Origin of the sequence: Promicromonospora thailandica (assembly GCF_024171955.1) — a bacterium.
Lineage (GTDB): Bacteria > Actinomycetota > Actinomycetes > Actinomycetales > Cellulomonadaceae > Promicromonospora > Promicromonospora thailandica.
The window spans coordinates 534,107-552,065 of record NZ_JAMTCS010000001.1 but is presented as its reverse complement, the minus strand read 5'-3'; the positions used below and the strand labels follow the sequence as shown (position 1 = coordinate 552,065).

The following is a 17,959-nucleotide window of genomic DNA, read 5'->3' as shown; positions in this document are numbered from 1 at the left end:
ACCCATGACCACCGGACGCCGGGGCCGCCTCACCGTCTACCTGGGGGCGGCCCCTGGCGTGGGCAAGACCTACGCCATGCTGGACGAGGCGCACCGCCGCCGGGCGCGCGGCACCGACCTCGTGATCGGGCTGGTCGAGACGCACGGCCGTGCCGCGACGGTCGCCAAGATCGGCGACCTGGAGATGGTGCCGCGGCGGAGGTCCGAGTACCGCGGGTCCGTGTTGACCGAGCTGGACGTCGCCGCGGTGCTGGAGCGCGCGCCCGAGGTCGTGCTCGTGGACGAGCTGGCGCACACCAACGCGCCCGGCTCCGGGCACGCCAAGCGCTGGCAGGATGTGCACGACCTGCTCGACGCCGGGATCGACGTGGTCACCACGGTCAACGTGCAGCACATCGCGTCCCTGACCGACGACGTCGAGGCCATCACCGGCGTCCGCCAACGCGAGACGGTGCCCGACCAGGTGGTGCGCGACGCCGACCAGATCCAGCTCGTGGACCTCTCGCCCGAGCAGCTCCGGCGCCGGCTCGCGCACGGCAACGTGTACCGGGCGGAGCAGATCGACGCCTCGATGTCGTCGTTCTTCCGGGTCGGCAACCTGACGGCGCTGCGTGAGCTCGCCCTGCTGTGGCTGGCCGACCGGGTGGACGACGCCCTGACCAGGTACCGCGCCGACCACGCGATCGGCGGCACGTGGCCCGCGCGGGAGCGGATCGTCGTCGCCGTGACGGGCGGCCCGGAGACGGAGACGCTGCTGCGCCGGGCCGCGCGCATCGCGCAGCGAGCGGCGGGCACCGAGCTGCTGGCCGTGCACGTGCTGCCCACCGACGGCCTGCCGTCGACGCCGTCGGCCACGATCGCCGCGCACCGCGCGCTGGTGGAGTCGCTCGGCGGCGTGTTCCACACGGTCGTAGGGGAGGACGTGCCGTCCGCCGTCGTGGACTTCGCGCGCGGGGTCAACGCGACCATGATCGTCGTGGGTGTGTCCCGGCACCCGGTGTGGCGGCAGGCGCTGCTGGGCTCCTCCAGCGCCGAGATCGCGCGGCTCTCCGGCGCGATCGACGTGCATCTGGTGACGCACGAGCGGGCCCGGGTGGGGCTGGGCGTGCGGTCGCGGTACTCGTCGCTGTCCCCGAGGCGACGGGCCGCGGGCTGGACGTCGGCCCTGTTCGTCCCCGCCGTGCTCACGGCGGCGCTGCTGGCGTCCGGCACCGACGACGTGGCGCTCGCGACCGACGCCATGCTGCTCCTCGCGGGTGTGGTGGGGGTCGCGATGATCGGCGGCCTGTGGCCCGCCGTCGTGGCCGCCGTCGTGTCCAACCTGTGCCTCAACTGGTTCTTCGCCGCACCGACGGGCCGGCTGAGCATCGCGGGGGCGGAGAACGTGCTCGCGCTCGTGGTGTTCGTGGTGATCGCCGTGGCCGTGGCCTCGGTGGTGGACCTGGCCGCCCGGCGTACCACGCAGGCCTACCGGGCGCGGGCCGAGGCATCCACGTTGGCCGCGCTGTCCCGCGCGGTGCTCTCGGGACAGGACACGGCGCAGGCCGTCGTGCAGCGTCTGGCCCAGACCTTCGCCATGGCCGACGTGCGCCTGGAGGAGCGCGCCGACGACCGCGCGCCCTGGTCGGTCGTGGCGCACGAGCGGCGGGCCACCGACGTGGTCCCCGGGCGCGGCGCGGCGGACGCGACCGCGACCGCGACCGAGGTGACGATCGACGACCGGCACCGGCTGGTCCTCGTCGGCCGCGTTCTCCCCGCGAGCGACCGGCAGGTCGTGGAGGCGTTCGGCGCGCAGGCCGGGATCGTCATGGAACGGCGCCGGCTGCGTGAGCAGGCCGCGCAGGCCGAGGTGCTGGAGCGCACCGAGAGCACCCGCACCGCGTTGCTCGCCGCGGTCTCGCACGACCTGCGCACGCCGCTCGCGGCGATCCGCACGGCCGTGGACGGCCTGGCCTCGCCGGACGTGGAGCTGGACCAGGAGGACCGGGACGTCCTGACGGCTACGATCGCCGGCTCGACGCAGCGGCTGGAGCGCCTGATCGGCAACCTCCTGGACCTGTCCCGCATCCAGACCGGCGCTCTGCGGCCCGCGCTGCGCGCCGCATCGCTGGAGGAGGTGGTGCCGATCGCCGTCGAGCCGTGGCTGGGGGACCTCGTGCTCGACGTGCCGGAGGACCTGCCGCTGGTGCACACCGACCCCGGCCTGTTCGAGCGGGTGGTGGCCAACGTGGTCTCCAACGCCGTCCGGCACTCTCCGCCCGGTGCGCAGGTGCTGGTCACGGCGTCCGCGGCACGCGACGTGGTGGAACTGCGCGTGGCGGACACCGGGCCGGGCGTGCCCGACGACCGGAAGGCCGCCATGTTCGAGCCGTTCCAGCGGCTCGACGACACGAGCGCCGAGGGCTTGGGCCTCGGTCTCGCCGTCGCGGCGGGTCTGGCAGGTGCCGTCGGCGCTCGGATCGCTGCCGAGGACACCCCGGGAGGCGGGCTGACCATGGTGCTCACCGTTCCGCGCGAGGGGGTGGTCCCGTGACCGGCCCCGTGACAGACGAGGCCGACCGCGCGGCGTCCGGCAACCGCGTCCTCGTGGTCGACGACGACGCCGCGCTGGCCCGCGCCCTGGCCATCAACCTGCGCGCCCACGGCTGGGACGTGACGGCCGCGCCCACGGGGGCTGCCGCCCTGGACGCCGTGGCTGCGGTCCGGCCCGACGTGGTGCTCCTGGACCTCGGGCTTCCGGACATGCCGGGGCTCGATGTGATCGCGGGGATCCGGGGCTGGACGCGGGTACCGATCGTCGTGCTGTCCGCCCGGCAGCTCGGCGACGACAAGGTGGACGCCCTCGACGCCGGCGCCGACGACTACGTGACCAAGCCCTTCGCGATGAACGAGCTGCTCGCGCGCCTGCGTGCCGCCGTCCGCCGGGGCGCACCGGTGCAGTCCGAGGAGCCCGTGGTCGTCGCGGGCGACCTGCGTGTCGACCTGGCGCGGCGGCAGGTGTTCCGGGCCGGTGGGGAGGTACGGCTGAGCCCCACCGAGTGGGCGCTGCTGGAGGTGCTCGTGCGCAACCGCGGCCGGCTCGTGGACCGCAAGCGCCTGCTGCACGAGGTGTGGGGGCCCGCCTACTCGACGGAGACGAACTATCTGCGCGTGTACACGGCGCAGCTGCGGCGAAAGCTGGAACGGGACCCGTCACAGCCGCGCCATATCCTCACGCACCCGGGTGCGGGATATCGTTTCGAGGAGTGAGCGGACGAGAAAGAGGCCCTTTCCCGGTGCGGGAAAGGGCCTCTTCCTCAGGAGCCCTTTGTCACCGGCCCCACCGTTCAAGAACGGCCGGTGAAAAGGACGTCGGTGCCGGGCGTGCTGGCGGCGTCCGGCGGGTCGGGGATCCGGCGGTCAGACGCCGGGGACGGGCAGCGGTACGGGGACACCGCCGAGGAGCGACGCGAGCAGGTTGCCGATCGCGGCGAGCAGGCCGTCCAGGAGACCCGGGGTCGGGACCGGCACGGGCAGGTCCGGGACGGGGACGTCGGGGACGGGGACGTCGGGCACCGGCACGTCGGGGACCGGGTCCTCGGCCTCGGCGGGGACCTCCGCGACGACCTCGGGGGCCGGCTCGGAGATGGTGAGCTGGTGGACCGCGGGAACGTCCCCCTCGGTCGCCACCGTGGCGCTCGCACCTGTGGTGGCTGCGCAGACCAGGCCGGCCGAGACGGCCACGGTCGCGACAGCGCGACTGATTGCACGGAATCCTCGGATCATGGTGTTTCCCCTCGAATAGCTCCGTCGTAACAGTGTGGTGGAGCACACACGTGTGTTCACCAGGAAGAAGGGTGAGACGCCTTTTTCACCCTGTCAATCGGTGCATGAGGATGCATCGGCCGCGGTATTTCGGGCATTCCAGGACCGACCCGGAACTGAATACGCCAGGAATCGCAGTAACCCCGACATCACAACGGTGATACAGGACGGTCGTCCAAGAATGGGAGCGGACGGAAAATGATTCCGCGCCGGGCGCGGGGCCCTGACATCATCGCCGCATGACCCGCGTGCGACCCACCTGGCCCGACCTGCCCGCCCACGTGCGCAAGGCCGTCGTCGCGCGGCTGGGTGGTCCGGTCACCTCCTGGACGTCGCACGACGGCGGCTTCTCGCCCGGGTGGGCGCTCACGCTCGAGTCCCCGGCGGGCCGCGCGTTCGTCAAGGTCGCCTCGACCGACCACGCCGAGGCCGCCCGCCTGCACCGCGCGGAGGCGGTGCGTTCGGCGGCCCTGCCCGACGGCGTCCCCGCGCCGGCCTTCCGGTGGGCCGAGGAGGTGGCCGACCCCGGAGAGGCCGAGCCGTCCTGGGTGCTCGTCGCGTCCGACGTGGTCGACGGGCGGGCGCCCCGGGGCGAACCCTGGGACCTCGGCGACCTGGACCGGCTGCAGCGCCTGGCCCGGCGGATCGCCGAGCACGAGGTGCCCGCCGGCGGGGCGTTCCCGGACGCGGCCGACCTGTCCTGGCCGGAGGCGGCCCTCCTGGCCGACCAGCGGCCGGCGGGTCTTGCCACGTACGACCCGTGGCTGGCCGCCCACGTCGACGTCCTCGCGGAGGTCGCCTCGGCCGCGCGCCAGCGGGAGGCCCTGGCCGGGCCCCACCTGGTGCACAACGACCTGCGCGCGGACAACGCGCTCGTCGTGCGCTCCCCGGACGGCGGGGAGGAGGCCGTCGCCGTCGACTGGCCGCACGCGCGGCGTGGTCCCGCGTTCGTGGACCAGGTCGCGATGCTGCCGGTGGTGCGTGCGACGGGTGGTCCCGCGCCGCAGGAGGTGCTGGAGCGGACGCCGCTGCCCGCCGGGACGGACGCCGAGGCGGTGACGGTCTGGGTGGCCGTGCTGACCGCCTATTTCGTGCGCAGCTCGCTGCTCGAGGCGCCGCCGGGCATCCCGCACCTGCGGGCGTTCCAGCGCATCCAGGCGGAGGCCTGCATCCCCTGGCTGCGGTCCCGGCTGGGCTGACCGCGCGGGCGGGGTCAGTGCGGGCGGGTCAGGCCCGCGCGGCCTCGACCTGCTCGCGCACCTGACGCTTGGCGCGCGCCAGCATGCCCGCCATCCCGTTGAGGCGGAGCAGGCTGACCACCTTCGTGAGGCCGAGCTGGAGCGGGTAGTCGTCGGGCACGTCGAGCACCTGCTGCGCTGTGAGCCCGGTCAGGCCCTGCGCGAGGATCGACGCGAACCCGCGCGTGGTGGGCGCCTCCTCCGGTGCGGTCGCGTGGAAGGCGACCACCCCGGCGTCGTCCACCTCCGCGAACGCGTAGACGGGGGACTGGCACTCCTGGACCCGCTCGAGCTGCTCGGGGGCGTCCGCGTAGCGGTCGGGCAGCGGCGGGAGCTCACGCGACACCTCCAGCAGCAGCTGGAGGCGGTCCCGCTCAGGCGTCTCCAGGAAGGCGTCCCGGAGCTCGGCGAGCGCGTCGGGGAGGGTGGTGTCGTCGGTGCTCATCGGTTCATCCTTTCACCGCGTCCCGGGCGGGGCGAGCACCCGGGCGAGTGCCGCGGCGTCGTCGTAGCGTGGCCGTATGGCCGAGAACAAGGACCGGGACGACCGCCCCGACCGCTGGTCCCAGGAGGTCACCGAGGGCAGCGACGCCCTGGACCTGGAGGAGGGCGTGTTCACGTGGGACGACCCCGCGCGGATCGCCCGCTCCCTCAAGAGGTCCGCGGAGGCGAGCGACCGCCGCAAGAGCTCGCCGTACCGGTCGGCGATGTCGATGCTGACCTTCTACGTCAACCGCGCGGGCAAGGACCTCGATGCGGACCAGCGTGACGTGCTGGAGCGCGCCAAGGACGAGCTGCGCAAGGCCTTCGGCCGGGACTGACCGCCGCCGCCCGTGTCAGACCGTGCCCGGCTCCGGGCCCGTGGCGACCGGGACGCGCACCGCGTTGCCCCACTCGGTCCACGAGCCGTCGTAGTTGCGCACGTTCGTGTAGCCGAGCAGGTACGTCAGCGCGAACCAGGTGTGGCTGGAGCGCTCGCCGATGCGGCAGTAGGTGATCACGGCGTCGTCGGGGTCGATGCCCAGGCCCTCCGTGTAGATCGCCTCGAGCTCGGCGCGCGTCTTGTAGGTGCCGTCCTCGGCCACGGCCGTGGCCCACGGGACGTTGCGGGCCGTCGGGATGTGCCCGCCGCGCAGCACGCCCTCCTCCGGGTAGTCCGGGATGGCGATGCGCTCACCCGTGTACTCCTGCGGTGAGCGGATGTCGACGAGCGGGCCCGTGCCGAGGTGCGCCAGGACGTCGTCCCGGAACGCGCGCACGGTGGTGTCGTCGCGCTCGACGACGGGGTACTCGACCGGCGCCGGGGCGGGGACGTCGGTGGTGAGCTCGCGGCCCTCGGCGGTCCACAGGCCGCGGCCGCCGTCGAGCAGGCGCACGTCCTCGTGGCCGAACAGCGTGAACACCCACGCGGTGTAGGCCGCCCACCAGTTGTTCTTGTCGCCGTACAGCACGATCGTGGTGTCGCGCGAGATGCCCTTGCCGCCCAGGAGAGCGGCGAACGCCGCGCCGTCCAGGTAGTCACGGATCTCCGGGTGCTGCAGCTCCGTGTGCCAGTCGACCTTCACGGCGCCGGGGATGTGGCCGGTCTCGTAGAGCAGCACGTCCTCGTCCGACTCGACCACGACGACGCCGGGGTCCTTGAGGTGCTCCGCGAGCCACGCGGTGCTCACGAGGCGTTCCGGGTGGGCGTACTGCGCGAACTTCTCGGAAGGGTCGACGGGCGTGGACATGGGTCCTCCTCGGGGGAGCGTGCTCTGACGACGTTGGCAACGCGGAGGAGCCCGGAATCGATCCCGGGCGTCCGCTGGGTGGACACACTGCCGGACGTCCCTGGCGTGCCCCCAGTGGGGTGTCAGCGCAACCGGCGCTCCAGCACGTCGAGGTGTGCCGACGCGCGGGCGGCCAGCGGGCCGCCGGGCTGGGCGAGGCGGGCAAGGCGCGTCCAGGCGGCGTGGTCGTCCGCGCCCTCGGGGCGCGCGGTCCAGCGATCGACGGCGACCGTGTCGGCGCAGGCGTGCACCGCCTCCCGGACCTCGGCCTCCAGCTCCTCGCGGAGCCGCTCGACGCCGGGCGCCGCCGACCGGCGCAGCAGTGGTTCGGGGTAGGCGGTCAGCGCGCTGCGCACGTCGCCCCGGCGGAGGTGGCCGCGCGCCGCGTCGACGTCGGACCGCAGCGGCCGGGCGAGCCGGTACGGGCGGGAGCCGGCGAGCAGCGGACCGTCCAGGACGGCGTCGGCGACCCGGCGCAGCCGGGAGACCTCGGCACGGACCGCCACGAGGGACAGGTCGCCGGGGTGCAGCAGCACGGCGAGCTCCTCCGCGGTCAGACCGCGGGGGTGCTCGGCGAGCAGCAGCAGGATCTCGGCGTGGCGCAGCGAGATGCGGCGTCCGCGCAGGGTGGGCGGCCCGAGCAGCCGCAGGTCGGGGGTGGGGTCCGGGGCCACGGCCAGGCCGGGGGCGATGGCGTCGGCCGGGGCGTGGGAGGTGGCGGCCCGCGCCGCGAGTTCGCGTTCGACCATCGCGACCGTCGCTCGTACCAGGGCGAGTGCGACGCCCGTGCCGGCGACGCTGCCTCCGGTGAGGTCGAGGGCGCCGACGATGCCACCGGACGCGTCGTGCACGGGGGCGGCGGTGCAGCTCAGCCGCTGCACGGGGCGGGCGTAGTGCTCGGCACCGAGCACCTGCACCGGGCGGCGGGTGGCCAGCGCCGTGCCGGGTGCGTTGGTGCCCACCGACTCCTCGCGCCACACGGCCCCCTCGACGAACCCGACACGGTCCACGGCGCTGCGCACGGGGCCGTGGCCCTCGACCCAGAGCAGGCGGCCGGCGTCGTCCGACACGGCGACGACGAGGTCGTCGCCCGTCGCTCCGCCGACCAGGTCGCGGACCAGCGGCATCGCGACGGCGAGCGGATGGTGCCGCCGGTAGTCCTCGAGGTCGGCCGTCGCGGCGACGGGCACGGCGCTCGGATGGTCCGGGTCGACGCCGTTGCGCAGGCTCCGCCGCCAGGAGGCCGCGACGACGGGGTCGATGCCGGCGGGCTCCTGCGAACCCGCGGAACCGACGAATCGCTCGTACGCCGCGCGCACCCACTGCGCGTCCCGGTGTGGCACCTGGGCCATCTGCACCTACCTCGTCCGGACGCCGTCGTCGAACCAGGCCAGTGTAGGCACCGCACCAAGGTCCTCAACAGGTTGGGCACGGAGTTCACCAAGTGCACCGGGTCCCGAGCGCGTCGTCCACAGATCACGGACGTATTACGGATTCGCCGCGCGGGACGCAGAAAGTAGTCCTAGCGTCATTCGCACCGGTTGTTGAACGGACCTCGTGTCCGACAGTTTGTTTTCAGGGGAACTCTCTTTGGGGGAAGAGTTGAACACCATCGCTTTGTCCAGACCGGAATCGACGATGTCTGACGCTGACGACCCGGCCGGAGACAGTCCGAGCCACCTGCCATCCACCAGCGTGCCGGCGGCGCCGCCGGTGCCCGACCCCGCCGAGCTCCCGCCGCTCGACTCCCCGCCGCTCGAATCGCCGGAGCCGCCGCTCGCCGACCTCGCCGGCGCCCGCGGCCGCCGCCGCTGGACGTTCGGCGCGGCCGTGGTGACGGGCGTCGCGGTCGCCGTCTCGCTGTGGGCCGGATCGGTCCGCGCGGACGAGGCCAGCCACCTCCTGGCGCTCGCCGCCGAGATCGACGCCCAGGTCAGCAGTACATCCGACAGGTCGCACGACCTCGCGGCGGTGCTGGACACGGCCGAGCGGGTGTACGAGCACTCGGAGGGCCGGGTCGCCGACCCGGCGACGCGCGACGTGCTCGCCGAGGCTCTCGCCGACGCCCGCGCCGCCGTGGCGCAGCGGGTCACCGACGCCCCGCCGTCGTCGGTGACGCAGGCCCGTACCCTGCTCGCCCAGGCGACCCACATCGAGACCTCCCTGGACTGGGCCACCGAGGACCTGCGCGCCGCGGTCGACATGGTGCAGCAGTCGCAGGGCGCCCAGCACGCGCTCGAGACGCGCGACCCGGTGGGCGCGCGAACCGTCCTCACCTCCCACGACGGTTCCTGACGGGCCATTTCGCCGGGTCTGAGAATTTCCAGACCCGGCACTGGCGGTAAACAACTTTCGTGTCATTCTTCCGGTCAATGTTGATGGCTTTGGATGCATCTGTTTCGCCACCGGAAATCGTCGTCGGCGGTTATCTCGGGTAGGCATCCACCAGGTCCACGAACTCCGCCCGCAGCCCGTACGGGTCCGCACCCACGGCGCCGGCGGCCCGCTCGCGGACGGCGTCCAGGTCGGCCGCGCCGCGGTACTCGGACCCGGTGGCGATCAGGCCGAGCTCGGCCACCGCGGAGGCGAAGGCGAAGTCCGCGGTCGGGGCCGTCGTGAAGGCCCCGGCACCGACGGGGAACTCAGCCTCGGTGCTCGCCCCACCGCCCGGCTCCTTGTACCGCACGTGCACGGTCATGAAGTCGTCGCTCGGGCCGACCTCCCGGTCGGAGTACGCCAGACCGTCGGAGCCGGGCCGGTCCGCGTCGGCGGGGACCAGCTCGTAGAACGCCGTCACCGAGTGCCCGGCGCCGACGTCGCCCGCGTCGCGCGCGTCGTCCGCGAACTCCTCGTCGTCCAGGCGCCGGTTGTCGTAGCCGATCAGCCGGTAGGACGCGACCGTCGCCGGGTTGAGCTCCACCTGCACCTTGAGGTCCTGGGCGACGACGAACATCGTCGAACCGAACTCGTCCACGAGCACCTTGCGCGCCTCCGCCAGGGTGTCGACGTACGCGTAGTTGCCGTTCCCGTGGTCGGCGATCGCCTCCATGGTGCTGTCCTTGAGGTTGCCCATGCCGAAGCCCAGCACCGACACGTACACCCCCGACTCGCGCTCGGCCTCGATCAGCTCCGTGAGCTCCTGCGGCGTGGACGGGCCCACGTTGAAGTCGCCGTCGGTCGCCAGGACCACCCGGTTGTTCCCGCCCTCGACGAAGTTCTTCTCCGCCAGCTCGTAGGCGGTGGCCAGGCCGTCCGCCCCGCCCGTCGCCCCGCCCGCGCGCAGCGAGCGCAGGTGGTCCACGAGCACATCGTGCTCCGAGCCCGGCACGGAGTCCGCCACCACGCGGTTGTCGCCCGCGTAGGTCACGATCGACACGCGGTCGCGTTCGTCGAGCTGCTCGACCAGCAGCGCGAACGACTCCGCGAGCAGCGGCAGCTTGGCGGGCTCGTCCATGGAGCCCGACACGTCCAGCAGGAAGACGATGTTGTTGCCCTCCGACGTCGGGACCGCCTCCGTGGCCTGCACGCCCACCATCGCGAGCTGGTGCTCCGCGTTCCAGGGGGCGGCGGCGACCTCGGTCGTCACCGTGAACGGGTGCTCGGCGTCCGGAGCGGGTGCGGGGTAGCCGTAGTCGAAGTAGTTGACGAGCTCCTCGATGCGCACGCCCTCGGGCCGCACGCCCTGGTTCACCTGGCGGCGCAGGTTCGAGTAGGACGCCGTGTCGACGTCGGCCGAGAACGTGGACAGCGGGCTCGTGGCGACGTCCTGGAACGGTGACTCGGGGGAGTCGTCGTACTCCTCCCGGCCTTCCGGGACGAACGGTTCGGCGGCTGGGACGGGGGCGGGGGCGACCTCGCCGGTGCCGCCGTCCGGGAGCGACAGGCTCACCGCGTCGGGGGCGGTCTCTGCGCCGTCGCCGCCGTCGCCGCAGCCCGCCAGGGCCAGCACCACCGTCAGGGCCGCGGCCAGCGGCACGATCAGGGGCAGGGCGGGGCGGCCGGTGCGGGCCGGGGTACGTGGTGCGGGATTCATCGGTGTCCTCTCCGCGGGTGCGTCGTGCCGCACGCCCTCGTCGGGCCGCGCGACCTGTCCTCGCCCCGTCTCTGTCCCGGTACCGGCCGGCCTTGCCCGCGTGAGGTCACGGTCGGGTTGCAACGCCGATGCAACGCACCGCTGCCTACCCTCGCCCCACTCGGGCGCACCGGTGCACCCGAGCCGTGGCCCCGCCGTCGGGCGACCGAGGCGGGCGCGAGAAGACTGCGAGGAGGCAGACCATGACCGTGTACGCAGCCCCGGGGACCGAGGGGGCCATCGCCACCTACCGCACCCGGTACGACCACTGGATCGGCGGCGAGTACGTGCCCCCGGCCAACGGGCAGTACTTCGAGAACCCCAGCCCCGTCACCGGCCGCACCTTCACCGAGGTGGCGCGCGGCGACGCCGACGACATCGACCGGGCGCTCGACGCCGCCCACGGGGCCGCACCGGCCTGGGGACGCACCTCGGTCACCGAGCGCGCGATCATCCTGAACAAGATCGCCGACCGGATGGAGGAGCACCTCGAGGAGCTCGCCGTCGCGGAGACCTGGGAGAACGGCAAGCCGGTCCGCGAGACCCTGGCCGCCGACATGCCGCTCGCCATCGACCACTTCCGCTACTTCGCCGGCGCGATCCGGGCCCAGGAAGGATCGATCAGCGAGATCGACGGCGACACCATCGCCTACCACTTCCACGAGCCGCTGGGCGTGGTCGGCCAGATCATCCCCTGGAACTTCCCGATCCTCATGGCGGTCTGGAAGCTGGCCCCGGCGCTCGCGGCGGGCAATGCGGTGGTGCTCAAGCCGGCGGAGCAGACGCCGACGTCGATCCTGTACCTCATGGAGCTCATCGCGGACCTGCTGCCGCCGGGCGTCGTCAACGTGGTCAACGGGTTCGGCGCGGAGGCGGGCAAGCCGCTCGCGAGCTCGCCCCGGATCCGCAAGATCGCGTTCACGGGCGAGACCACGACGGGCCGTCTGATCATGCAGTACGCGTCGCAGAACATCATCCCGGTGACCCTGGAGCTCGGCGGCAAGTCGCCGAACATCTTCTTCAGCGACGTCGCCGCGGCGCGCGACGACTTCTACGACAAGGCGCTCGAGGGGTTCACGATGTTCGCCCTCAACCAGGGCGAGGTGTGCACGTGCCCGTCGCGCGCGCTCATCCAGAGCGACATCTACCGCGACTTCCTGGCCGACGCCGTCGCGCGCACCGAGGCCGTCAAGCAGGGCAACCCGCTGGACACCGACACGATGATCGGGGCGCAGGCCAGCAACGACCAGCTCGAGAAGATCCTCAGCTACTTCGAGATCGGCCGGGCCGAGGGTGCCAAGGTGCTCACGGGCGGCCACCGGGCCGAGCTGGAGGGCGACCTCGCGGGCGGTTACTACGTGACGCCCACGATCTTCGAGGGCAAGAACGAGATGCGGGTCTTCCAGGAGGAGATCTTCGGGCCCGTGGTGGCGGTGACGGAGTTCGCGGACTTCGACGACGCCATCAAGATCGCCAACGACACCCTGTACGGGCTGGGCGCCGGGGTGTGGAGCCGGTCGGGCGCCGACGCCTACCGGGCCGGGCGGGCCATCGAAGCGGGCCGCGTGTGGACCAACAACTACCACGCGTACCCGGCGGCGGCGGCGTTCGGCGGCTACAAGGGGTCGGGCGTGGGCCGCGAGAACCACAAGATGATGCTCGACCACTACCAGCAGACCAAGAACCTCCTGGTCAGCTACTCCCCGCAGAAGCTCGGCTTCTTCTAGCCCCTGCCCCCACGTCGTCGGACGTACAGGTCGCCCAGGCGACCCGTACGTCCGACGACGCCACCGATGACCGCGCTACCGAGGAGGTTCGGATGTCCGACGACACATCCTCGCCGGGGACCGTCGGCGCGCCACCCGCGCGGGTCGCCGTGACCGACGACGCGGCGGCGCTGCTCGTGCGGCTGCGCGAGAAGCACGGCGAGCTGATGTTCCACCAGTCGGGAGGCTGCTGCGACGGCTCGTCGCCCATGTGCTACCCCGACGGCGACTTCATCACCGGCGACGCCGACGTGCACCTCGGTGACCTCGCCGTCGACTCGTTCACCGTCCCGGTCTGGATGAGCCGCAACCAGTTCGAGTACTGGAAGCACACCCACCTGACCATCGACGTGGTGCCCGGGCGCGGGGCCGGGTTCAGCCTGGAGGCCCCCGAGGGGGTGCGCTTCCTCATCCGGTCGAGGCTCTTCACCGACGACGAGTGGTAGCTGCTCCAGGACATCTGACCACGGGGGTTGAAGTTGACGCGGCGTCAACCTCTACCGTGGAGGGCATGTACTGGTCCATCCAGGAGATCGCGCGGCTGACCGGTGTCACGAGCCGCACGCTGCGGCACTACGACGCCGTCGGGCTGCTGCCCGCCGTCCGGACGACGGCGAGCGGCCCGCGCCGCTACGACCGCACCGCCGTGGTGCGGTTGCAGCGCATCCTGCTGCTCCGGGACCTCGGTCTCGGGCTCGGCGACATCGCCACGCTGCTCGACAGCGAACAGGACGAGGTGCCGGCGCTGCGCCGGCACCTCGTCTCGCTGCGGGCGGAGCAGGACAGGCTGGCGCGGCAGATCGCGTCGGTCGAACGGACGGTCGCCGCCCTGGAACAGGACCCCGACGCGAAGGAGGACATCATGGCGCAGGACATGCTCGACGGTTTCGACCACACCCGGTACGAGCAGGAGGTGACCGAGCGCTGGGGCCGCGACGCCTACGAACAGGGCGACCGCTGGTGGACCGGCCTCGGCAAGGAGGAGCAGGACGCCTTCAAGGCCGACGTCGCCGCGCTGAGCAAGGCCTGGGCCGACGCCGCGGAGGCGGGGACCGACCCCGCCTCGGACGAGGCGCAGGCGCTCGCCGCCCGGCACGCCGCGTGGCTCGTGGCCGTGCCGGGCACGCCGGGCCACGGTCAGGGCCGCCCCGACAAGGGCTACCTGCTGGGCCTGGCGGACCTGTACGTGGCGGACGACCGGTTCGCCACCAGCTACGGCGGCACCGGCGGTGCGACGTTCGTGCGCGACGCGCTGCGGGTGTACGCCGAGCACGCCTACCCGGAGGACGCCTCCTGAGCGCGGTAGAGGTCGCGCAGCAGGCAGATCTCGCCGCCGTGCGCCATGGCCTCGCGGCTGAGGTGGGTCACCAGCGCGGCGACCGGGAACTCGGCGAACGCGGCCCCCTTGGGGCCGATCGGGGCCCGCAGGGCCGTGTCGTCCAGGTTCGCGATCCCGGACCGCCACGCCCGGTAGCCCTCGTCGAGCATGGCGAGGCCACCGGCGGCCGTGACGGGCGCCTCCGGCCAGTGCCGGGGGTCGAACATGTCGGCCTCGGGCGGTGCGTCCGTCGGCCCGAACAGGGCCCGGGCGCGCCGCCCGAACACGTCGCGGCCCACGTGGACCATGCGCCACGCGATGGTCGTGACCGGCGGGACCTCCGGTTCGGGGGTCTCGTACTCCAGCCTGGGTTCGCCGTCCGGCCCGGGGCGGACGCTCCAGGCGGGCGACGCCGGCTCCCAGAGGTACTCGGCGTCGGTCAGGCCCTCGAGCCGTGGCCAGAGGTGGACGTCCCAGTAGAATTCGAGCTGGTCGAGCAGCAGGTCGCGCCAGAAATCCGGGGGCGGTTCGGGAGGCGTCGTCGACTCGTCGTTCGTCATCCCCTCACGGTAGCCACGGTCACTGACACTCAGTTTCAGAGGTAGCCTCTGCACATGTCCGACGCACCGCCAGAAACCACCCAGAAACCGGCGTTGACCTGCTGGTTCGCCGGTCTCACGACCCTCGATGTGATCCATCGCAGCGTCGTCCGGCCGGGGCCCAACCAGAAGGTCACGGCGGTGCGCCAGGACGTGTCCGCGGGCGGTCCGGCGGCCAACGCGGCCGTCACGGCCGCGAGCCTCGGCGCCCGGGCCCTGCTCATCAGCCCCGTGGGGGCCGGTCCGGTGGGTGCCGCCGCCCGCGGTGACCTGGAGCATCACGGGGTCGAGGTGCACGACACCGCGGCGGGGACGGAGATCCCCCTGGCCGTCTCCGCGGTCATGGTCGACGACGAGACCGGCGACCGGTCGGTGGTCTCGCCGGACGCGACCCTGGTGGACGGCGTCGACGTCACCCCCGTGGACCTCGACGCCCTGCCGCGCCCCCGGGTCGTCCTGCTCGACGGGCACCACCCCGACCTGGCGCGCCGCGTGCTCGCGTACGCGAAGACGCTGGACCCGCGTCCGATGATCGTGCTCGACGCCGGGCGGTGGCGGCCGGTCTTCGCCGACCTGATGGGCTCGGCGGACGTCACGGCCCGCTCGGCGGACTTCCACGCGCCCGACGGCGTCGCGCGGTCCCGGGCGACCGTCGCCACGCACGGCGGCGACCCGGTGACCTGGTGCGACGAGGCCGGCAGGAAGGGCACCACGAACGTGCCGGCGGTCGACGTGCGCGACACCCTCGGGGCGGGCGACGCGTTCCACGGCGCGCTGGTGGTCGCGCTCGGCCGGGGACTGGACCTGGAGGCCGCGGTCGAGGAGGCCGTGCGCGTCGCCACCATCCGCGTGCAGCACGTCGGTCCGCGCTCCTGGCTGGAGCACCTGCCGTGCGGCTGACGACGGCGGACCTGGTCGAACGGGCGTCGACCCTCGCCGCCGACGCCGCCCGCACGGGCGAGGTCCGCGTGCTCGGGATCACGGGGCCGCCCGGCGCGGGCAAGTCCACGCTGGCGGTGGCTCTTGTCGAGGCCCTGGCGCCGGGCACCGCCGTCGTGGTGGGCATGGACGGGTTCCACCTGGCCGACGCCGTGCTGGAGGCGCAGGGCAGCCGAGCCCGCAAGGGCGCCGTCGACACCTTCGACGACGCCGGGTACGCCGCCCTGATCAACCGCATCGCGGACCGCCGCCGTGGCGACCGGCCGCTGTACGCGCCCGAGTTCCGCCGCGAGATCGAGGAGCCGGTCGCGGCCGGTACCGTCGTCGCCGACGAGCCGCTGGTGATCACCGAGGGCAACTACCTGCTGGTCCCGGACGGTGCCTGGCCCGCGGCCCGCGCCCGGATGGCCGAGGTCTGGTACCTCGAGCTGGCCGACTCCGAACGACTGCGCCGCCTCGTCGCGCGGCACCACGCCTTCGGCAAGCCGCTGCCCGACGCCGAGGCGTGGGCCGCCGGGTCCGACCAGCGCAACGCGGAGCTCATCGCCACCACGCGTGGCGCGGCAGACCTGGTGGTCGAGCTGGCCTGATCCCGGCGCGACCGCTCAGCCGATCTCCAGGACGGCGACGCGCCAGACCCCGCGGCGCCCCTCCAGCCGGACCGCCGCGGCGCGTACCCGCCCTTCGTCGTGGAGGATCACCGTCGCCTCGGCGGAGGCGGCGCCGAGCCGGACCATGCGCACCCGCCGCACGGTGGCCGGGTGCGCCTTGGGCCGCGGCGGCTGGTTCCCCCGGGCCTCCCGCATGAGCCGTCCCCGCTCCAGGAGCTGGTCGTAGACCTGCGGGGTGACCCAGCGGGCGAGCTGGGCCGCCGGACGCTCGCCCCGCAGCACCTCGACGGCGGCACGGACCACACGGCAGACCTGGGCGGTCGGGTCGGGCAGCGGCGTCTCCGGCTCGGGCGCCGGACGACCCGCCGCGGCGTCGAGCGCCGCCGCCGCGTCCTCCAGCTCCGGGTACGGGCTGCCGCCGATCCGCATGCGCCGCAGGCGACGTCCGATCCCGGGGCCGGTCCCGGGGCCGGACCTGGAACCGGTCCTCGGCGGCACGAGGCCGGGTGGTGTGCGAGCGGTGACCGCTGGGCCCGCTGCCGGGATCGCGGCCCTGCGGGTCACGGGGGTGTCGGTGGGCGGAGCGGCCCGCCGGGGCGCCCGCGGCACCGAGGTCGTGCGCACCGCCGGGGGAGCGGCCGTCCGGGTCGGCGCCGGGACGTCTTGCGCGGAGGGGGCCGTGGGCTGCGACGTGGCGCGGGCGGCTGGCGGGCTGACGGTGGTCACGGGTGCGGACGTAGGTGCGGACGCGGGCGCGGGGCCCGCTGACGGCGTGTCTGCGGGCGCGCCCGGCCCGGCAGGTTCGGGCAGCGCGTCCGGACGGACGTCGAGGGTGGTCATGCGCGGGCTCCTGGGGTCGGCGGGCTGGTGGCTGGGGTCGAATGGCCGGGCTGTGGCGAGCCGGCCTCAGGGCCGGTGCAGCACCGTGCCCGGCAGGATCAGGTCGGGATCGGCGCCCAGCACCCGCCGGTTGGCGTCGTGCCACCGGTCGACGGCGGCCGCGATCTCGGCGTCGCTGACCGCGGCCTGGGCTCCGGTGCCCGCCCCGCCGCTGCTGCCGGTCTCCGCCAGGTGATCCGTCGCGATGGCCCAGAGCGTGTCGCCCCGCTCGACCACGACGACCGGCTCACGTCCGGCGGACACCCCGCGGTTGACGAGCGCGGAACGCTCGGGGGCGGGCTTCGCAGTGGTCTCCGCGGTGCCGCCCGTGGGCCGCCAGCCGAGCCGCACCACCGCCGGGTCGTCGGCGGCCTGCGCCGTCGACGCGGTCACGGCCGTCGGCGCGGCGGCCGCGGGCTGCGCGGCCATGGCCGTCGGCACGGTGAGCGCGAGGCCGACACCGGCGCCGAGGGCTGCCCGGACCAGACGGCGCACCACGGCCGGCGCGTGCCGCGCGACTGCTCGCTCGCCCGCCCTCCAGCGCGCGCCGCGCCGGCAGACCAGTACCCAGGCCAGCGCCACCAGGGCGTGGACACCCGTCCATCCGGCGACGACCGTGCCCACCGAGACCGCCGCGAGCTCGACGATGCCGTCGACGGGGAACAGCGCCGAGCCGAGCCCGCTCCCCACGTACCAGGTGCGTGCCCCCAGCGCGCCGGCCGCCGCGACGAGCCCGACGCCGAGGGCCAGCAGGCCGGCGACGCCGCCACGCCCGCCGGCCTGTGTGGGCGACGGCGTCTGGCCAGGCCCGGTGCTGTTCGTCATGGTTCCCCCTGCAGATGTCGTCTTACCGATGGTCGGGCTCATGAAGCAACGTTGATGCCCTTTGATGCTCACTGGCCATCGATATTCAACCTCCGTGCCGGGTGGGTGTCCACCGGGGAGCGCGATGGCTGTGGATAGC

18 protein-coding genes are annotated in these 17,959 nt (G+C 73.7%); 10 read left to right on the top strand and 8 right to left on the bottom strand.

All coding sequences use genetic code 11. The features are described from left to right. Window positions 1-4: 4 nt before the first annotated feature. Both APR03_RS02610 and APR03_RS02605 read left to right on the top strand, forming a co-directional pair. Window positions 5-2,533: a DUF4118 domain-containing protein gene (locus APR03_RS02610; RefSeq protein WP_253832433.1), complete on the top strand. Its 2,529-nt coding sequence runs from the start codon at window positions 5-7 to the stop codon at window positions 2,531-2,533. Further along, window positions 2,530-3,249: a response regulator gene (locus tag APR03_RS02605; protein ID WP_253832431.1), complete on the top strand. Its 720-nt coding sequence runs from the start codon at window positions 2,530-2,532 to the stop codon at window positions 3,247-3,249. The genes APR03_RS02610 and APR03_RS02605 overlap by 4 nt, the downstream gene beginning before the upstream one ends. A gap of 150 nt (window positions 3,250-3,399) precedes the next feature. Here APR03_RS02605 and APR03_RS02600 read toward each other — a convergent pair whose 3' ends face one another. Continuing rightward, the gene (locus tag APR03_RS02600; protein ID WP_253832429.1) at window positions 3,400-3,765 is read right to left on the bottom strand and encodes a hypothetical protein; all 366 of its coding nucleotides are present in this window, start codon (window positions 3,763-3,765) and stop codon (window positions 3,400-3,402) included. Between the two features lie 278 nt (window positions 3,766-4,043). Between APR03_RS02600 and APR03_RS02595 the strand changes: the two genes are divergently transcribed. After that, the gene (locus APR03_RS02595) at window positions 4,044-5,003 is read left to right on the top strand and encodes a phosphotransferase family protein (protein WP_253832427.1); all 960 of its coding nucleotides are present in this window, start codon (window positions 4,044-4,046) and stop codon (window positions 5,001-5,003) included. 28 nt (window positions 5,004-5,031) lie between these two features. Here the strand turns inward: APR03_RS02595 and APR03_RS02590 are convergent, their stop codons facing one another. Continuing rightward, window positions 5,032-5,487 carry a SufE family protein gene (locus APR03_RS02590; protein ID WP_253832425.1) on the bottom strand — a complete coding sequence of 152 codons (456 nt, stop codon included), beginning with the start codon at window positions 5,485-5,487 and terminating at the stop codon, window positions 5,032-5,034. A 76-nt stretch (window positions 5,488-5,563) separates the two neighbouring features. Here APR03_RS02590 and APR03_RS02585 point away from each other — a divergent pair, with 76 nt between their 5' ends. Further along, the gene (locus tag APR03_RS02585) at window positions 5,564-5,863 is read left to right on the top strand and encodes a DUF3175 domain-containing protein (protein ID WP_253832423.1); all 300 of its coding nucleotides are present in this window, start codon (window positions 5,564-5,566) and stop codon (window positions 5,861-5,863) included. 15 nt (window positions 5,864-5,878) lie between these two features. Here the strand turns inward: APR03_RS02585 and APR03_RS02580 are convergent, their stop codons facing one another. Both APR03_RS02580 and APR03_RS02575 read right to left on the bottom strand, forming a co-directional pair. Next, the gene (locus APR03_RS02580; RefSeq protein ID WP_253832421.1) at window positions 5,879-6,772 is read right to left on the bottom strand and encodes a sulfurtransferase; all 894 of its coding nucleotides are present in this window, start codon (window positions 6,770-6,772) and stop codon (window positions 5,879-5,881) included. A 122-nt stretch (window positions 6,773-6,894) separates the two neighbouring features. Next, window positions 6,895-8,163, bottom strand: coding sequence for a sigma-54-dependent transcriptional regulator family protein (locus tag APR03_RS02575; RefSeq protein WP_253832419.1), 1,269 nt, complete (start codon window positions 8,161-8,163; stop codon window positions 6,895-6,897). A 286-nt stretch (window positions 8,164-8,449) separates the two neighbouring features. On the opposite strand from APR03_RS02575, the gene APR03_RS02570 reads away from it, so the two are divergent. Beyond that, on the top strand, window positions 8,450-9,106 hold the full coding sequence (locus tag APR03_RS02570) for a hypothetical protein (protein ID WP_253832417.1): 657 nt from the start codon (window positions 8,450-8,452) through the stop codon (window positions 9,104-9,106). 130 nt (window positions 9,107-9,236) lie between these two features. On the opposite strand, the gene APR03_RS02565 is transcribed toward APR03_RS02570, so the two are convergent. After that, window positions 9,237-10,844: a vWA domain-containing protein gene (locus APR03_RS02565; RefSeq protein ID WP_253832415.1), complete on the bottom strand. Its 1,608-nt coding sequence runs from the start codon at window positions 10,842-10,844 to the stop codon at window positions 9,237-9,239. A 242-nt stretch (window positions 10,845-11,086) separates the two neighbouring features. On the opposite strand from APR03_RS02565, the gene exaC reads away from it, so the two are divergent. The 3 genes from exaC (at window position 11,087) to APR03_RS02550 (ending at window position 13,946) form a co-directional block, all read left to right on the top strand. After that, window positions 11,087-12,610: an acetaldehyde dehydrogenase ExaC gene (gene exaC, locus APR03_RS02560; protein WP_253832413.1), complete on the top strand. Its 1,524-nt coding sequence runs from the start codon at window positions 11,087-11,089 to the stop codon at window positions 12,608-12,610. 92 nt (window positions 12,611-12,702) lie between these two features. Beyond that, entirely contained in the window at window positions 12,703-13,095 is a 393-nt protein-coding gene (locus tag APR03_RS02555) for a DUF779 domain-containing protein (protein ID WP_253832411.1), read from the top strand. 65 nt (window positions 13,096-13,160) lie between these two features. Beyond that, window positions 13,161-13,946 carry a MerR family transcriptional regulator gene (locus APR03_RS02550; protein WP_253832409.1) on the top strand — a complete coding sequence of 262 codons (786 nt, stop codon included), beginning with the start codon at window positions 13,161-13,163 and terminating at the stop codon, window positions 13,944-13,946. Here APR03_RS02550 and APR03_RS02545 read toward each other — a convergent pair. Then, on the bottom strand, window positions 13,925-14,527 hold the full coding sequence (locus tag APR03_RS02545; protein WP_253832407.1) for a DinB family protein: 603 nt from the start codon (window positions 14,525-14,527) through the stop codon (window positions 13,925-13,927). The two genes, APR03_RS02550 and APR03_RS02545, sit on opposite strands and share 22 nt — an antisense overlap. Window positions 14,528-14,581: 54 nt before the next feature. On the opposite strand from APR03_RS02545, the gene APR03_RS02540 reads away from it, so the two are divergent. Together APR03_RS02540 and APR03_RS02535 are read left to right on the top strand one after the other, a co-directional pair. Next, window positions 14,582-15,466 carry a PfkB family carbohydrate kinase gene (locus APR03_RS02540; RefSeq protein ID WP_253832405.1) on the top strand — a complete coding sequence of 295 codons (885 nt, stop codon included), beginning with the start codon at window positions 14,582-14,584 and terminating at the stop codon, window positions 15,464-15,466. Further along, window positions 15,457-16,095: a nucleoside/nucleotide kinase family protein gene (locus APR03_RS02535; RefSeq protein WP_253832403.1), complete on the top strand. Its 639-nt coding sequence runs from the start codon at window positions 15,457-15,459 to the stop codon at window positions 16,093-16,095. Before APR03_RS02540 ends, APR03_RS02535 begins: the two co-directional genes overlap by 10 nt. Before the next feature lie 15 nt (window positions 16,096-16,110). Here APR03_RS02535 and APR03_RS02530 read toward each other — a convergent pair whose 3' ends face one another. Both APR03_RS02530 and APR03_RS02525 read right to left on the bottom strand, forming a co-directional pair. Next, complete coding sequence (locus APR03_RS02530) at window positions 16,111-16,956, bottom strand: Rv3235 family protein (protein WP_253832401.1); 846 nt, start codon at window positions 16,954-16,956, stop codon at window positions 16,111-16,113. A 66-nt stretch (window positions 16,957-17,022) separates the two neighbouring features. Further along, window positions 17,023-17,820, bottom strand: a complete 798-nt coding sequence (locus APR03_RS02525; RefSeq protein WP_253832399.1) for a LysM peptidoglycan-binding domain-containing protein — start codon at window positions 17,818-17,820, stop codon at window positions 17,023-17,025. Window positions 17,821-17,959 lie beyond the last annotated feature (139 nt).

What these genes read in the sequence shown, in the direction of transcription:
- APR03_RS02550 (WP_253832409.1), top strand. Translation starts at nt 13,161, where the DNA reads ATGTACTGGTCCATCCAGGAGATCGCGCGGCTGACCGGTGTCACGAGC.
- APR03_RS02595 (WP_253832427.1), top strand. Translation starts at nt 4,044, where the DNA reads ATGACCCGCGTGCGACCCACCTGGCCCGACCTGCCCGCCCACGTGCGC.
- APR03_RS02525 (WP_253832399.1), bottom strand. Translation starts at nt 17,820, where the DNA reads ATGACGAACAGCACCGGGCCTGGCCAGACGCCGTCGCCCACACAGGCC.
- exaC (WP_253832413.1), top strand. Translation starts at nt 11,087, where the DNA reads ATGACCGTGTACGCAGCCCCGGGGACCGAGGGGGCCATCGCCACCTAC.
- APR03_RS02600 (WP_253832429.1), bottom strand. Translation starts at nt 3,765, where the DNA reads ATGATCCGAGGATTCCGTGCAATCAGTCGCGCTGTCGCGACCGTGGCC.
- APR03_RS02530 (WP_253832401.1), bottom strand. Translation starts at nt 16,956, where the DNA reads ATGACCACCCTCGACGTCCGTCCGGACGCGCTGCCCGAACCTGCCGGG.
- APR03_RS02540 (WP_253832405.1), top strand. Translation starts at nt 14,582, where the DNA reads ATGTCCGACGCACCGCCAGAAACCACCCAGAAACCGGCGTTGACCTGC.
- APR03_RS02610 (WP_253832433.1), top strand. Translation starts at nt 5, where the DNA reads ATGACCACCGGACGCCGGGGCCGCCTCACCGTCTACCTGGGGGCGGCC.
- APR03_RS02555 (WP_253832411.1), top strand. Translation starts at nt 12,703, where the DNA reads ATGTCCGACGACACATCCTCGCCGGGGACCGTCGGCGCGCCACCCGCG.
- APR03_RS02545 (WP_253832407.1), bottom strand. Translation starts at nt 14,527, where the DNA reads ATGACGAACGACGAGTCGACGACGCCTCCCGAACCGCCCCCGGATTTC.
- APR03_RS02585 (WP_253832423.1), top strand. Translation starts at nt 5,564, where the DNA reads ATGGCCGAGAACAAGGACCGGGACGACCGCCCCGACCGCTGGTCCCAG.
- APR03_RS02565 (WP_253832415.1), bottom strand. Translation starts at nt 10,844, where the DNA reads ATGAATCCCGCACCACGTACCCCGGCCCGCACCGGCCGCCCCGCCCTG.
- APR03_RS02570 (WP_253832417.1), top strand. Translation starts at nt 8,450, where the DNA reads ATGTCTGACGCTGACGACCCGGCCGGAGACAGTCCGAGCCACCTGCCA.
- APR03_RS02590 (WP_253832425.1), bottom strand. Translation starts at nt 5,487, where the DNA reads ATGAGCACCGACGACACCACCCTCCCCGACGCGCTCGCCGAGCTCCGG.
- APR03_RS02575 (WP_253832419.1), bottom strand. Translation starts at nt 8,163, where the DNA reads ATGGCCCAGGTGCCACACCGGGACGCGCAGTGGGTGCGCGCGGCGTAC.
- APR03_RS02580 (WP_253832421.1), bottom strand. Translation starts at nt 6,772, where the DNA reads ATGTCCACGCCCGTCGACCCTTCCGAGAAGTTCGCGCAGTACGCCCAC.